Raw genomic sequence first — 14,947 nt, forward strand, 5'->3', positions numbered from 1 at the left:
GCATGAATACGGGTCGCTTACACTCAAGCGGCCCGTTTTCTCATGTAACGCACTAATGCGTTAACGTGCTCGTCTGCTCGTCACTCCTCACTCATTCATACCTCTCACATCTATCCCCTCATACGTAATACTCTAAGGACTTGCTCATGCCACAACACAGCAGTCGCCACGCGCACCGCGCACCCAAACAATATTCCGTATGGCCCAAAGTCATTGGCATAATCATTGGCATTATTGCCGTGCTCGCCATTGTGCTTGGTATTCTTGGTGCCCAGCTCTATTCTCAAGCCAAACAGGTGAAAGCTCACGAAGAAAAAAGCGCTCTCTTCACTGAGCGCCGTTGCAGGCTCCACAACAGACATTTCGCAAATCTCAACCATTACCAATGCACTGCCAGCCGTTCAGCAAGAAACACAGCAGGCCAACACCATTGCACATGGCCCAATCTGGAACTTCTTTAGCAAGCTGCCATGGATTGGCAAAGACATTACCACCGTGCAGGGCATGACGAGCGTGGTCAACGGCCTTGCTAACACCTCAGTCCCGCAGTTCGTGAACGTAGTGGACTCGCTCAGCTCCGCGAACCTCCAAGGCGCAGATGGCGCGCTGAACTTGCAGCCAATCTTGGATACACAGCAGGCCATGACCGCTGCTAACACGAGCTTGCAACAGCAAGTCACTACATATAACAACCTGCCTGGCGCACATATCTCCATGATTTCTCAGGCCTATGATTCAGGCAAAAAGCAACTTGATACCTTAGGCACCACCATTAATCAGCTCGCTGCCACGTTCAATATGCTTCCGCAGATGCTTAATGGCAACCAAACCTACGCTATTATTGCGCAGACTCCATCTGAACTGCGTTCCTCGGGCGGCCTCATTGGCTCCGTGGGCGAACTCACCATAAACAACGGCAAGATTGACGTGGGCAACTTCCATTCCAATGGTGACTATCTGCGAATCACGCATGACGCCGCTCCTCACACACAAGATGAGCAGCATTATTTCCGTGACAAGGGCCCTCTCAATATGTCTTTTGATATTCGAGACATTGCCGTGTTCCCGAATACTGCGGACACAGCCAAGGCCATGCAAGCTGTGTGGCAAAAGACTCCATGGGGCGCGAACACTCCGCTTAGTGGTGTGATTATGGCCGACCCTGCGTTTGTTCAAAATCTTATTGGTCTCACGGGAGACGTTCATCTCTCCAACGGCGCGGTACTGACCGGAAAAAATACAGCAGAATATTTATTAAATACGGTCTATATTGAGTACCCCAATGATGGCTCCATGACGGACATGGTCTTTGAGAAGGCCGCAACGCAGGCCATTAGTCATATGTTCTCAGATATGAATGTGAATAAGCTCATGAAAGTGGGCAAATCGCTGGGACAGATGGCTCAGGAACGTCACTTCACCATGTACTCATTTAATGAGAATGTTGAGAAAGATATTCAGAACGCCGGATTCACGGCCACCACTCCAGACAGCAGTACGCAACCGGAAATCGGTGTGTATATGAATGAGCAGAGCCCATCTAAAATGGGCTGGTATTTGAAGCGTAACGTGACCATTACTCCGGAGACCTGCAACGGAAACGGCTCACGGAAGTACCGAGTGCAGTACCACATGACTAATACGGCAACAGATGCAGAGATTGCTCAACTGCCGTGGTGCATTACGGGCTCCATTAAGACTCAGCCGGGCTGGATGTACGAAAAAATGCTGTTCTTTGCGCCAAAGGGCGGCAGTATTTCGGACTTCAATGCGTCCGGCAGTGGCAGTGCAGAGAACATTGCTCAGGTACCAATGAATGGTGAGAAACCGTACGGTGCGCTGGCCAAACTGTTGCCAGGGCAAACGCTCACGTTCTCCTACACCGTTACCGTAGCGCCAGACGCCACCGCGGAACTGGGTGTGGACCAAACGCCGCTCAATGAACCGGGCAGCAACGTGACCTACGAAAAGGGGAGCTGCAAGTAGTTATGAGTGAGGGGGAGTCCTGAGCCCCCTCAGCACCTTCTAAACGTCCCTCAAATTTCGCGTGTGTCGCGCTTCTCGAATGTCAAGGCTCGCGATACACTAAGAGATTGTTGTGTTTCCCTACGGGGTCCTTCAAAGCGCTTTCCCACTCGCCAATAGGACTTTCAGGGAGCCCACGGTAATGAGATCGTTGTGGTACCTCAAATTTGAGCATGCGTTTACATTGCGTAGGTTCAAAGGAGTGCGCACTGTAGCGGTCCGGAACACAATATATAGAAAAGGTAGATCGTGAAAACTTTCACACCGAAACCAGCTGATTTGACTCACGACTGGTACATCATCGATGCCAAGGACGTAGTGCTCGGTCGTCTTGCTGCTCAGGCTGCAATCCTGCTGCGCGGCAAGAACAAGCCGTCTTTCGCTCCTCACGCTGACTCCGGCAACCATGTCATCATCATCAACGCCGATAAGATCGCTCTGTCCGGCAACAAGATGGGCAAGGAACTCTACTCGCACTCCGGCCGTCCGGGCGGTCTGCGTCGCGACTCCTACGCTGAGCTGCTGGCCAACAAGCCTGAGCGCATCGTGATCTCTGCTATCAAGGGCATGCTGCCGAAGAACAAGCTGTCCAAGGTTCAGATGGGCCGTCTGCGCGTATACGCCGGCGAAGAGCATCCGCATGTTAGCCAGAACCCGCAGGTCTTCGAGATCAAGCAGATCTCGCAGCAGGCTAAGTGAGAACCGAAGGAGAGTTAGACATCATGGCTGAAAACACCAACGAGTCCCAGGTTCTCGCAACTGAAGAGACCGCAGCATACACTTCTGAAACCAATGCTGGCGCTGGCACCTCCACCATCGCTCCTTGCTACGGCACCGGCCGTCGTAAGGAAGCTGTGGCCCGTGTGCGTCTGGTCCCGGGTACCGGCAAGTGGACGATCAACGGCCGCACGCTGGAAGAGTACTTCCCGGCGAAGCTGCTGCAGCGTGAAGTGAACTCGCCGATCGTGCTCCTGAAGCTCGAAGGCAAGTTCGACGCAATCGTCCTCGTTGACGGTGGCGGCACCACCGGCCAGGCTGGCGCAATCCGCCTGGGCGTGGCCCGCGCTCTGAACGCTGTCGACCGCGACGCCAACCGCGCAGCCCTGAAGAAGGCTGGCTTCCTGACCCCGCGACGCTCGCGTCGTGGAGCGCAAGAAGGCCGGTCTGCACAAGGCTCGCCGTGCACCGCAGTTCTCGAAGCGTTGATATTCGGTTTTGCGAAAGCCCCCTTCGGATTCGTCCGGAGGGGCTTTTTCTATACTTTCTTTGCCTGGCTCTTGTGCACGGCCTATTCTTCGATCAGAATGCTGATGGACTGCGCGGGAACCGTCCATATGTTTCTGGCCGATGTCTCTTCCGCGGTTTTTTGAATACTGCTGTTGGAAGAGGGGAGAATGGCCAACGTCTGCTGATCAATGGTGTCGCGGATGGAGATGGGGACGGAAGCTGTGGCGCTTCGTGCCACATTGTGCTTGATCAAATGGGGGTGGGCGTCCTCAAACACGCGTTCCAGCGCTTCCGACGGTTCCCAATGTTCCGCCGGGGTGGGAGCGGGCGCATTTGTGCCGTCGCCCTCACTCGTACTGAACATTTCCGACCAGAAGATGGGGTTGCTGATCGGCGTCATGTACCGAATATCGGTACCTTTGGCGGGCTCTTCCCCAGTACTGCAGGCCGATGACCATAACAGGTGCCACGGGCGCTCGCTAGGCAGACGGAACTGTTGCATTTCATCGCTGCCGTTGACCACAATCGCGGCGGTCGACGCGTGCTGGGAGCGCAGGATCATGGAGAAACTGCGGATCGACGAATTGAACCAGTCCTGGTCCTTGGGCGCGCTGCCGTCGGGAAGCGCCCACTGGACGCGGTTGGACGGCTTGAGCACGCCCAGCTGTGTGAGCTTCGTAAAGAAGTCCTCGTGGTCGAAAATATTGAGCGCCTTGCGGATCGCGATAAGACGGTATACGGATTCAATGCGCTGCTGCTGGGGGCTGTTGTCCCCGGAATTGATCCAGTCCCAGTCAAGCCACGTAATGTCATTGTCTTGGCAATAGGCGTTGTTGTTGCCGCCTTGGGAATTGCCGAACTCGTCTCCCGCCAGAATCATGGGCGTGCCCAACGAAAGCAGCAGCATGCCCATCATGTTCTGTGCGGCGCGTTCGCGCCTGCGGTTCACCTCACGGTCCTCGGTAGGCCCTTCCACGCCAAAATTGGCGCTATGGTTCACATTGGCGCCATCGTTGTTGTGCTCACCGTTGGCTTCGTTGTGCTTGTGCGCATACATCGTCAGATCGGCCAGCGTGAAGCCGTCATGCGCCGTAATGAAATTGATCGACGACATGGCGCCTCGGCCCGGATCGGTGGCGAACAGGTCCGCGGAACCGCACATACGCGTCGCCAACTCCTGCATGCCCACGTTGGCGTACGGCGAATTGACCACATGGCTGTTGTCAGTAATCCAGAACATGCGGCTCGTATCGCGGAACCGGTCGTTCCATTCGCCAAATGGCGACTGGAACTGTCCCGTGCGCCAGCCCTGGGCGCCCACATCCCACGGTTCCATAATGAGTTTCAAGTTGCCGAGCAGCAAATCGGACCGCAGCGCGTACAGGAACGGATGGTAGGGCGTGAACTGGCCGTTTAGGCGCGCCAGGGAGACGGCGAGGTCGAAGCGGAACCCGTCGATGCCGATGCGTTTGGACCAGTATCGCAGCGCGTCCACGGCGAACGTCACATTATGGGTGTTCGTGAAGTCCAGCGTATTGCCGCAACCCGTGGTGTCTTCCAACTCGCCCACATTGTGTTGCTGCTGGCGGTAATATGACACGTTGTCGAGCCCGCGCCAGCATACGGTCGGTCCGTTGTTGCCGCCTTCGCACGTATGGTTGAAGACCACGTCCATAATCACTTCGAAGCCGGCTTCGTGCAATGCGCGCACCATGTCGATCACTTCTTGCCGCACTGCCGTGGGCCCCTCCTCCTGCGCCCTGCGTGTGGCATAGGAAGGCTCGGGGGAGAAGAAGTTGAGCGTGGAATAGCCCCAGTAGTTCGTGGAACCGCGCTCCTGCAAAAACAGTTCGGGCTGCTTGGCCATAATCGGCAGCAGCTCGATGGACGTGACGCCCAAATGTTGCAGGTAACTGAGCGTATTGGGGTGCGCAAGCCCCGCATAGGTGCCGCGCAACTCCTCGGGAAGCCATGGCGCGTTCGCCGTGAAGCCCTTCACATGCAACTCGTAAATAACCGTTTTGCTCCACGGAATATGCGGATGGTTCGGCTCGTTGTCGTGCTTGGTTATGTCCCGGTCGTCTATGGCCACGGACAACGGCACATATCCGAGCGAATCGAGTTTGCTGGGCGCACCATTGGGGTCGCCCACAATCTTGCCGTCCACAAGCTCGCATTCGTAGGAGAACGCTGCCGGATGCAGCGTCATGGCGCCGTCAATACCTTTTGCGAACGGATCGAGCAACAGTTTGTTGGGATTGAACCTCAGGCTATGCTCGGGATCCCACTTGCCTTCGGCGCGGAATCCGTAACGCATGCCGTCCCAGGCATGGGAAATATGCACATACCAGAGCCCATAGCGCGGCCCCTCCATAAGGAACAGCGTCTCGCGCAGCGGCGAGGAAGGCAGCTTGCGCGTATAGATCTGGTGCTGGTGCGAGTCTGCGAAAAAATCCGTGTCGTTACCGAGCACATAGCGTACCGTTTCGTTATAGAAACGGCTGGGCCGGTCGATAGGTTCCAGCACGCTCAACCACATCCGGTCGGCGGTCTCAGAACGTACAACTATGTCTGCACCGCCGTCATCGGTAAAGTACACCCCGGGTCGGGTGGCGTATCGATATAAATTTGGCGATTTCATGCCCCCCCATTGTACGGAGCATTCACGTGCGCACCAAGGGTTTTGGACACTTACTCACAAACCTTATACGGATCTTGCAAATAGCGGGCGACGAGCCCCAGCGCTGCCCCCAACGCCTGGGCGTGCTCCATATGATGGGCCGTACGCACTTGCCGGCTTGCCAGCATGTCGCTCGTCTGCGGATGGTGCGCAAGGATGGCGCGCTGCAGCACTTGCATGTCATGCTCGTCCAAATATTGCGCCACGGGTCCGCTAATGACCACGTTCACGAACAGTACGCTTTGCACATTCGCAACGGCTTGCGCCACATGGCCGAGCCATGCCATCATGCGGTCGCGATGGTGGATTTCGCCCTGCTCAAGCACGCTGAAAAATCCCGGGAGGCTTTCGCCCTCTTCAGGCAGGCCTTGAATGGAACAGTAGGTGTTGAAGCAGCCCGTCCGTCCGCATTCGCACGCTTTGCCATGGTCGGAAACCAGTGTCATGTGGCCGATTTGCGGATAATCGGGGGAGGAGGGGAGCGGTGCGCCGCCCACAATCAACGTGCTCGTGATGGTATCGGCGATATGGAGGATCAGCGTGTCGGGCATGTCCGGATTGCTCCATAGTTCCGTCATGGCCGTCGCCTCGCAGGGATTCGTGATTTCCAGCGTATGGGGCTCGAGCAATTTTTTGAGTCCGGCGTGGGCCCGGAACATCTCGACCATGTCTTCAGGACCGCATAGTGAGATGCCGAGAATCGTTTGCTGTCGTGACACTTGGGATCGTACGAAATCGTTGATGACATGGCCGACGCGCGTCACATAGGATGCATCGTTGCGTTGCGTGACGCTATGGCGGTGCTGAGCGACCACTGTGCCATACAAATTGACGGCGCTGCATACGACTTCCGTTTCCGCCAGCTCGACTCCCACAGCAATGTGCGAGTCCGCGTTGTACGCGTAGGTGCGCGGCTTGCGTCCTCCGGTGGACGGCTGGGTTTCACCCGGTACGACTATGCCGCGTTCTTCAAGCGCGCCGAGATTGTCGATTACCGTAGGCAAGCTCAGGTGCAATTGCTCGGCGATCTGCTGTTTGGTGGCTGGCCCGTTGCGGTAGAGCAGGCTAGCGATGGCCGTACGGTGGTGGTGTTTGAGTGAGGCCGCGGCCGGCGTCGCGATACGGAACAGGTCCATGATGAATCCTTATATACAGGCGGTCACAATCTTTATAAAAACTATTTTATAAAAGTTTGCAAAGAAATTGTGCTTTTTATAGGTATCTTTATGGAAGTATCATTGTATCTGTCATATATTTGATGTGCATTGAGGTCAGAAAGAGCACAAAAGTTCTCAAATTGATCAAAATGAACGTGATGAAGGTCTCATTTAAGACAAAAACACACGTCAAATAAACAAAAGTAAACACTCGCCGGCGACACGACCAATCTCTGAAATCGTGTTGCAAATTGGCTACATTGGATAGCGATGTTGCACCCAATGGTGGCGCGGCATTGAAGAGTCGCTACAGAGCGAAAACATCTTGCTTCAGGCAAGTCGAGGAGGATTCATGGCAGAAGCAAAGAAGGGTGGCGTTGCTGCTCAGTCCGAGGCTGAGAAAGTCGTCAAGCCTACCGCTGAGGAGAAGCAGGCCGCCGCTCAGGCCGAAGTCGACGCTCTCGTCAAGAAGGCAGTACAGGCCCTTAAGGAATTCGATTCCGAAGCATATGATCAAGCCAAGGTAGATCGCATTGTGGCGAAGGCTTCGATCGCAGCCCTCAACAAGCATCTCGTGCTGGCCAAGATGGCCGTGGAAGAAACCGGCCGTGGTCTCGTGGAAGACAAGGCCACGAAGAACATCTTCGCTTGCGAGCACGTTACCAATTACATGGCCAACCAGCGCACGGTCGGCATCATTAGCGAAGACGACGTCATGGGCATCGACCAGGTGGCCGAGCCTGTGGGCGTGGTCGCCGGTGTCACCCCGGTGACGAACCCGACTTCCACCGCCATCTTCAAGTCCCTGCTGGCGCTCAAGACGCGCTGCCCGATCGTGTTCGGCTTCCATCCTGGCGCCCAGAAGAGCTCCGTGGAAGCGGCCCGCATCGTTCGTGACGCCGCAATCGCCGCAGGCGCTCCCGAAAACTGCATCCAGTGGATCGAGCACCCGTCCATCGAAGCCACCACGGCTTTGATGCAGCACCCCGACGTGGCCACCATCCTCGCCACGGGCGGTCCGGGCATGGTCAAGTCCGCATACTCCTCCGGCAAGCCGGCCCTCGGCGTGGGCGCAGGCAACGCCCCGGCCTACATTGACGCCAACGTGGACATCCGCCGCGTGGCCAATGACCTTATTCTTTCCAAGCACTTCGATTACGGCATGATCTGCGCCACGGAGCAGGCCATTATCGCCGACAAGAATGTGTATGAGCCGCTGAAGAAGGAACTCAAGCGCCGCAAGGCCTACTTCGTGAACGACGACGAGAAGGCCAAGCTCGAGCAGTTCATGTTCGGCTGCACCTCGTACTCGGGCGGCACGCCGAAGCTCAACTCCACGGTTCCGGGCAAGTCCCCGCAGTGGATCGCGCACCAGTCCGGCTTCGACATTCCGGAAGACGCCACCATCCTGATCGCCGAATGCAAGGAAGTCGGCGACATGGAACCGTTGACGCACGAAAAGCTCGCTCCCGTGCACGCCATGCTCAAGTCTTCGGACAAGGAGCAGGGCTTTGAGATGTGCGAAGCCATGCTCAAGTACGGCGAGGGCCACACTGCGGCCATCCACACGAACAATGACAACCTCGTGCGCGAGTACGGCCTGCGCATGCACGCCTGCCGTATCATCTGGAACCAGCCGAGCTCCCTGGGCGGCATTGGCGATATCTACAACGCCATCGCCCCGTCGCTGACGCTGGGCTGCGGCTCCTACGGCGGCAACTCCGTCTCCGGCAACGTGCAGGCTGTGAACCTGCTGAACATCAAGCGCATTGCTCGAAGGAACAACAACATGCAGTGGTTCAAGATCCCGTCCAAGACCTACTTCGAGCCGAACGCCATCAAGTACCTGCGCGACATGTACGGCATTGAACGCGCCGTGATCGTGTGCGACAAGGTCATGGAGCAGCTCGGCATTGTGGACAAGATCATCGACCAGCTGCGCGCACGCTCCAACCGCGTCACGTTCCGTATCGTCGACTATGTCGAGCCGGAGCCGAGCGTGGAGACCGTGGAACGCGGCGCCGCCATGATGCGCGAAGAGTTCCAGCCGGACACCATCATCGCCGTGGGCGGCGGTTCCCCGATGGACGCCTCCAAGGTCATGTGGCTGCTGTACGAACACCCGGAAATTTCCTTCTCCGACGTGCGTGAGAAGTTCTTCGACATCCGCAAGCGCGCGTTCAAGATCCCGCCGCTGGGCCAGAAGGCCAAGCTCGTGTGCATCCCGACCTCCTCGGGCACGGGCTCCGAAGTGACGCCGTACGCCGTGATCACCGACCACAAGACGGGCTACAAGTACCCGATCACGGATTACGCGCTCACGCCGTCCGTGGCCATTGTGGATCCGGTGCTCGCCCGCACGCAGCCGCGCCGCCTCGCTTCCGACGCCGGCTTCGACGCGCTGACGCACGCCTTCGAGGCGTACGTGTCCGTGTACGCGAACGACTTCACCGACGGCATGGCCCTGCACGCGGCCAAGCTCATCTGGGACAACCTCGCCGAGTCCGTGAACGCGGAACCGGGCGTGGCCAAGAAGTTCGCCCAGGAGCGCATGCACAACGCGGCGACCATGGCCGGCATGGCCTTCGGCTCCGCCTTCCTGGGCATGTGCCACGCCATGGCCCACACCATCGGCGCCCTGTGCCACATCGCCCACGGCCGCACGAACTCGATCCTGCTGCCGTACGTGATCCGCTACAACGGACAGATTCCGCAGGAGCCCACGAGCTGGCCGAAGTACAACAAGTACATCGCGCCGGAACGCTACCAGCAGATCGCCCACGAGCTGGGCGTCCCTGAGGGCAAGACTCCGGAAGAAGCCGTGGAGAACTTGGCGTCCGCAGTCGAGGACTACCGCGACAACAAGCTCGGCATGAACAAGAGCTTCAAGGACTGCGGCGTGGATGAGGATTACTTCTGGAGCATCCTCGACCAGATCGGCATGCGTGCCTACGAGGACCAGTGCGCACCAGCAAACCCGCGAATTCCGCAGATTGAGGACATGAAGGACATTGCAATCGCGGCGTACTATGGTGTCTCTCAGGAGGAAGGCCACAAGCTTCGCGTCGAGCGTGAAGGCATCGACGCGGTCGAGGAAGCCTCCCAGCGCATCTGATCCCATGGCGATCGTTCGCACGTCATACATCGGTATGGATTTGTTGCGGCGTTTATAGCCATGCAAGGGCCTGAGGACTTCCTTCGAAGGGCAGTCCGCATTCGGCGGCGTGGTTGTAATTCGTGAGCATGCCGCTGCGGCTCCTGCCTCAAATGGAAACCCCTTGATTTTCAAGTAAAATCAAGGGGTTTCTTATATATATAGGTGCGACACGCCCGAACCTATTGCAAGGCGACCCTTGATGGTTTAATAAAACAGTTGCCTGTTTTAAGGCTCGCAAATTGGAATCAAAAAAGCGAGCGTAACACGAAAACCCGCATAAGCGGGTTTTGCATGGTTACGCACTGATGTGGAACAACTCGGGGTAGTTATGCCTTGGAGTAGTCTGCCGGTGCCCTGAATCAGGTTAGTTAATAGTAAACGAATCGCTAGAAAGGGCGGAAGGCAATGGCGGGACAGAAAATCCGCATCAGGCTTAAGTCCTATGACCATGAGGTCATCGACCAATCGGCGAAGAAGATCGTCGAAACGGTGACGAACGCGGGTGCAACTGTGGTTGGCCCGGTTCCGCTCCCGACCGAGAAGAACGTGTATGTTGTAATCCGCTCTCCTCATAAGTACAAGGATTCTCGCGAGCATTTCGAGATGCGTACTCACAAGCGTCTCATCGATATCGTGGACCCAACCCCTAAGGCTGTGGATTCCCTCATGCATATTGATCTGCCCGCAGATGTCAACATCGAGATCAAGCTGTAAGGGAGGAGGGAACCGCAATGGTAGAACAGATGAACCGCACCGCACTGCTGGGTAAGAAGCTCGGTATGTCGCAGGTTTGGGACGAGAACGGTTTCTTCGTTCCAGTTACGCTGATTGACGTTTCCACGAACGTGGTCACGGCTGTCAAGTCCGAAGAGTCCGACGGCTACAAGGCTGTCCAGCTCGGCTACGGCCAGATCGACCCGACGAAGGTTTCCAAGCCGATGGCTGGCCACTTCGCCAAGGCCGGCGTCACCCCTCGCCGCCACCTCGCTGAGGTGCGCACCGAGAACGCCGCCGAGTACGAGCCGGGCCAGGAACTGACCGCTGAACTCTTCCCGGAAGGCGCACAGGTCGACGTGACCGGCACCACCCGTGGTAAGGGCTTCGCCGGCACCATCAAGCGCTGGGGCTTCAAGTCTTACCGTCGTACGCACGGCTCTCACAAGAACGAGCGTCGCCCCGGTTCTGTTGGCGCATGCGCCACGCCGAGCCGCATTCTCAAGGGTAAGCGTATGGCCGGCCGCATGGGTCACGTCACGAACACTGTGCTGAACCTCACCATCGTTTCCTCGGATGTGGAGAACGGTATTCTCGCTGTCAAGGGTGCTATTCCAGGACCTAAGGGCGGCATCGTTCTCGTCCGTTCGGCAGTGAAGGGAGCCTGATTAATATGGCAAACGTTACTCTGAACGTTACTGATAACAAGGGTCAGGCTGCTGGCTCCGTGGAAGCTCCTGCAGAAGTCTTCGGCTTCTCCGCTGAAGAAGTGCAGGCTCACGTCCCGCTGATCCACCAGGTAGTGGTGGCCCAGCTCGCTGCTGCTCGCCAGGGCACCCACGCCACGAAGACTCGCGGCATGGTTTCCGGCGGCGGCAAGAAGCCGTGGAAGCAGAAGGGCACCGGTCGCGCTCGTCAGGGCTCGATCCGCGCTCCTCAGTGGTACCACGGTGGCGTGGTCTTCGGACCTCAGCCGCGCGACTACAGCCAGCGTACTCCTAAGAAGATGAAGGCCGCCGCTCTGCGTTACGTGCTTTCCGACCGCGTGAACAACGGCCGCGTCGCCATTGTGGACTTCGGTATCACCGAGCCGTCCACCAAGGCTGCCATCGCCGCTCTGAGCCCGATCACTTCTGACAAGTTCACCACCGTCGTGCTTTCCCGCGACGAAGTGAACGAGTGGCTGTCTGTGCGCAACATTCCGACCGTTCACCCGATTTTCGCTGACCAGCTCAATACGTACGACGTGGTTACCGCCCAGTACGTGGTCTTCTCCAAGGCGGGCTATGAAGCCTTCCTCGAAGCCAAGGCCAAGCAGGCAGTTAAGGAGGCCTGATTTCCATGGTCGCAATTCACAAGCCAGCTCACGACGTCATTCTCAAGCCGGTAGTCTCCGAGAAGAGCTACGCCCTGTCCGATCGTGGTCAGTACACCTTCGTGGTGGCTCCGTCCGCGAACAAGGTACAGATCAAGCAGGCAATTGAGAAGATCTTCAAGGTGAAGGTGACGAACGTCAACACTCTCAACCGCCAGGGCAAGCGCACCCGCACGCGTACCGGCTACGGCCGTCGCGTGAACGAGAAGCGCGCTATCGTAACGGTGGCCGAGGGCCAGACGATCGACATCTTCGGTAACTGAAGGTTAGCCGAGAAAAGTTAAAGGAAGAACTAGATTATGGCTATCCGCGTTTATAAGCCGACGACTCCGGGCCGTCGCAACGCGTCCGTGTCGGATTTCTCCGATCTTACGCGCTCGACTCCTGAAAAGTCGCTGGTACGCAAGCTCAGCAAGACTGGCGGCCGCAACTCTTACGGCCGTATGACCTCCCGCCATCGCGGCGGCGGCCACAAGCGTCAGTACCGTCTCATCGATTTCCGTCGTTGGGACAAGGACGGCGTGCCAGCAGTAGTTGCTGAGATCGAATACGATCCGAACCGTTCCGCGCGTATCGCCCTGCTGCACTATGCAGATGGCGAGAAGCGCTACATCATCGCTCCGGAAGGCATCAAGCAGGGCGACCGCATTGAGACGGGCGCTCAGGCTGATATCAAGCCAGGCAACAACCTTCCGCTGCGCAACATCCCGACCGGTACCGTGGTGCACGCCATTGAGCTGCGTCCGCTGGGTGGCGCGAAGATCGCCCGCTCCGCTGGCGCCGCTGTGCAGCTCGTCGCCAAGGATGGCATGTACGCCCAGCTGCGTATGCCGTCCGGCGAAATCCGCAACGTGGACGCTCGCTGCCGCGCAACCGTGGGTGAGGTCGGCAACTCCGATCACGCCAACATTGAGCTCGGCAAGGCAGGTCGTGCACGTTGGATGGGCAAGCGCCCGATCACGCGTGGTGAATCCATGAACCCGGTTGACCATCCGCATGGTGGTCGTACTCGCGGCGGCAAGCCGCCAGTCTCCCCATGGGGCAAGGGCGAGGTGCGTACTCGTCGTCCGAAGAAGGCTTCGAACAAGATGATTGTTCGTCGTCGTCCGAATGGTAAGAACCGCAAGTAAGGGAGTGTCGAACAGATGACTCGTAGCATCAAGAAGGGCCCCTTCGTCGACGCCCACCTGCAGAAGAAAGTCGACGAGCAGAATGAGAAGGGTACGCACAACGTCATCAAGACGTGGTCGCGCCGTTCGATGATCACTCCTGATTTCATTGGACACACCTTCGCAGTTCACGATGGCCGCAAGCACGTGCCGGTGTTTGTCACCGAATCCATGGTCGGCCACAAGCTTGGTGAGTTCGCCCCCACGAAGACCTTCAAGGGTCACGTGAAGGACGACAAGAAGTCGCGCCGTTAAAGGATAGGGAGTAAAGACACATGGAAGCTAAAGCAATCGCTCGTCACGTCCGCGTGACGCCGCGCAAGGCTCGCCGCATGGTCGACCTCATCCGAGGCAAGAAGGCGACCGAAGCTATCACCATTCTCAAGTTCGCTCCGCAGGCCGCCTCTGAGCCAGTGCTCAAGGTCCTGGAGAGCGCCATCGCCAACGCCCGCGTTAAGGCCGAACAGGCCGGCGAAGCGTTCCGCGAGAACGACCTGATCGTCAAGGAGACCTATGTGGACGAAGGCGTAACGCTCAAGCGTTTCCGCGCTCGTGCACAGGGCCGTGCTGCTCGTATCAACAAGCGCACTGCTCACATCACGGTCGTCGTCGCTAGCAAGGAAGGAGCCCGCTAAAGATGGGTCAGAAGATTAATCCTTTGGGCTACCGCCTGGGCGTCACCGAAGATCACCGTTCCAAGTGGTTCTCCGACTCCAACAAGGTCGGCGAACGCTACCGTGACTTCGTCCTCGAAGACGATGCCATTCGTAAGGTCATGAGCAAGGATCTCGAGCGTGCAGGCGTGTCCCGCATCGTCATCGAGCGTACCCGCGACCGCGTGCGTGTGGATATCCACACCGCTCGTCCGGGCATCGTGATCGGCCGCCGTGGCGCTGAGGCTGAGCGCGTTCGCGCAAAGCTGGAAAAGCTCACGGGCAAGCAGGTTCAGCTCAACATCTTCGAAGTGAAGAACCCGGCTCTCGACGCACAGCTCGTTGCTCAGGGCATTGCAGAGCAGCTTACGAACCGCGTGACGTTCCGCCGCGCAATGCGTAAGGCTCAGCAGGATGCCATGCGCGCTGGCGCCAAGGGTATCCGCATCAAGCTCTCCGGTCGCCTTGGTGGCGCCGAAATGAGCCGTTCCGAGTTCTACCGTGAGGGCCGCGTTCCGCTGCAGACCCTCCGCGCTCTGATTGATTACGGCTTCTTCGAGGCCAAGACCACGTACGGCCGCATCGGCGTCAAGGTCTGGATCTACAAGGGCGACATGACTGAGCGTGAGTTCGAAGAGCAGCAGGCTCAGCAGAGCAACAACCGTCAGGGACGCCGCGGCGATCGTCGCACGCGTCGCAGCAACCGTGCTCCGCGTCAGCGTCAGAACGCCCAGGCTTCGGCCGAGGCAGCTTCTGAAGCTCCTGCCGCAACGGAAACGAAGGAGTGAGC

14 protein-coding genes and 1 pseudogene are annotated in these 14,947 nt (G+C 57.8%); 13 read left to right on the top strand and 2 right to left on the bottom strand.

Features of this window, described 5'->3' with window-relative positions; translation table 11 throughout:
• Nucleotides 1-146 precede the first annotated feature (146 nt).
• From BMAGN_RS08535 to rpsI, 4 genes and pseudogenes are all read left to right on the top strand, one after another.
• Nucleotides 147-461 carry a hypothetical protein gene (locus tag BMAGN_RS08535; RefSeq protein WP_238548762.1) on the top strand — a complete coding sequence of 105 codons (315 nt, stop codon included), beginning with the start codon at nucleotides 147-149 and terminating at the stop codon, nucleotides 459-461.
• Nucleotides 462-504: 43 nt separating this feature from the next.
• Nucleotides 505-1,986 (top strand): DUF4012 domain-containing protein, encoded by a 1,482-nt coding sequence (locus BMAGN_RS05015; RefSeq protein ID WP_051126650.1) that lies wholly within the window; start codon nucleotides 505-507, stop codon nucleotides 1,984-1,986.
• Between the two features lie 288 nt (nucleotides 1,987-2,274).
• Nucleotides 2,275-2,724: a 50S ribosomal protein L13 gene (rplM, locus tag BMAGN_RS05020; protein WP_022860078.1), complete on the top strand. Its 450-nt coding sequence runs from the start codon at nucleotides 2,275-2,277 to the stop codon at nucleotides 2,722-2,724.
• Nucleotides 2,725-2,747: 23 nt separating this feature from the next.
• A pseudogene (gene rpsI / locus BMAGN_RS05025) lies at nucleotides 2,748-3,231 on the top strand (30S ribosomal protein S9).
• A gap of 82 nt (nucleotides 3,232-3,313) precedes the next feature.
• Here rpsI and glgX read toward each other — a convergent pair.
• Both glgX and BMAGN_RS05035 read right to left on the bottom strand, forming a co-directional pair.
• Nucleotides 3,314-5,893 carry a glycogen debranching protein GlgX gene (glgX, locus tag BMAGN_RS05030; RefSeq protein ID WP_026502080.1) on the bottom strand — a complete coding sequence of 860 codons (2,580 nt, stop codon included), beginning with the start codon at nucleotides 5,891-5,893 and terminating at the stop codon, nucleotides 3,314-3,316.
• Between the two features lie 50 nt (nucleotides 5,894-5,943).
• Nucleotides 5,944-7,068, bottom strand: coding sequence for an ROK family transcriptional regulator (locus tag BMAGN_RS05035; RefSeq protein WP_022860080.1), 1,125 nt, complete (start codon nucleotides 7,066-7,068; stop codon nucleotides 5,944-5,946).
• A 373-nt stretch (nucleotides 7,069-7,441) separates the two neighbouring features.
• Here BMAGN_RS05035 and adhE point away from each other — a divergent pair, with 373 nt between their 5' ends.
• The 9 genes from adhE (at nucleotide 7,442) to rpsC (ending at nucleotide 14,945) form a co-directional block, all read left to right on the top strand.
• Nucleotides 7,442-10,204 carry a bifunctional acetaldehyde-CoA/alcohol dehydrogenase gene (gene adhE / locus BMAGN_RS05040; protein WP_022860082.1) on the top strand — a complete coding sequence of 921 codons (2,763 nt, stop codon included), beginning with the start codon at nucleotides 7,442-7,444 and terminating at the stop codon, nucleotides 10,202-10,204.
• Nucleotides 10,205-10,651: 447 nt separating this feature from the next.
• Entirely contained in the window at nucleotides 10,652-10,960 is a 309-nt protein-coding gene (gene rpsJ, locus BMAGN_RS05045) for a 30S ribosomal protein S10 (RefSeq protein WP_006295278.1), read from the top strand.
• Between the two features lie 17 nt (nucleotides 10,961-10,977).
• Nucleotides 10,978-11,628, top strand: coding sequence for a 50S ribosomal protein L3 (rplC, locus tag BMAGN_RS05050; protein ID WP_022860083.1), 651 nt, complete (start codon nucleotides 10,978-10,980; stop codon nucleotides 11,626-11,628).
• Nucleotides 11,629-11,633: 5 nt separating this feature from the next.
• Nucleotides 11,634-12,296: a 50S ribosomal protein L4 gene (gene rplD / locus BMAGN_RS05055; RefSeq protein WP_022860084.1), complete on the top strand. Its 663-nt coding sequence runs from the start codon at nucleotides 11,634-11,636 to the stop codon at nucleotides 12,294-12,296.
• 5 nt (nucleotides 12,297-12,301) lie between these two features.
• Nucleotides 12,302-12,598: a 50S ribosomal protein L23 gene (gene rplW / locus BMAGN_RS05060; RefSeq protein WP_022860085.1), complete on the top strand. Its 297-nt coding sequence runs from the start codon at nucleotides 12,302-12,304 to the stop codon at nucleotides 12,596-12,598.
• A 36-nt stretch (nucleotides 12,599-12,634) separates the two neighbouring features.
• The gene (gene rplB, locus BMAGN_RS05065) at nucleotides 12,635-13,465 is read left to right on the top strand and encodes a 50S ribosomal protein L2 (protein ID WP_022860086.1); all 831 of its coding nucleotides are present in this window, start codon (nucleotides 12,635-12,637) and stop codon (nucleotides 13,463-13,465) included.
• Between the two features lie 15 nt (nucleotides 13,466-13,480).
• On the top strand, nucleotides 13,481-13,759 hold the full coding sequence (rpsS, locus tag BMAGN_RS05070; RefSeq protein WP_022860087.1) for a 30S ribosomal protein S19: 279 nt from the start codon (nucleotides 13,481-13,483) through the stop codon (nucleotides 13,757-13,759).
• A gap of 20 nt (nucleotides 13,760-13,779) precedes the next feature.
• A complete protein-coding gene (gene rplV, locus BMAGN_RS05075) occupies nucleotides 13,780-14,139 on the top strand; it encodes a 50S ribosomal protein L22 (protein WP_022860088.1) in 360 nt (119 codons plus the stop codon).
• A 2-nt stretch (nucleotides 14,140-14,141) separates the two neighbouring features.
• Complete coding sequence (rpsC, locus tag BMAGN_RS05080) at nucleotides 14,142-14,945, top strand: 30S ribosomal protein S3 (RefSeq protein WP_022860089.1); 804 nt, start codon at nucleotides 14,142-14,144, stop codon at nucleotides 14,943-14,945.
• Nucleotides 14,946-14,947 lie beyond the last annotated feature (2 nt).

Source organism: Bifidobacterium magnum, from assembly GCF_000741255.1.
Classification (GTDB): domain Bacteria; phylum Actinomycetota; class Actinomycetes; order Actinomycetales; family Bifidobacteriaceae; genus Bifidobacterium; species Bifidobacterium magnum.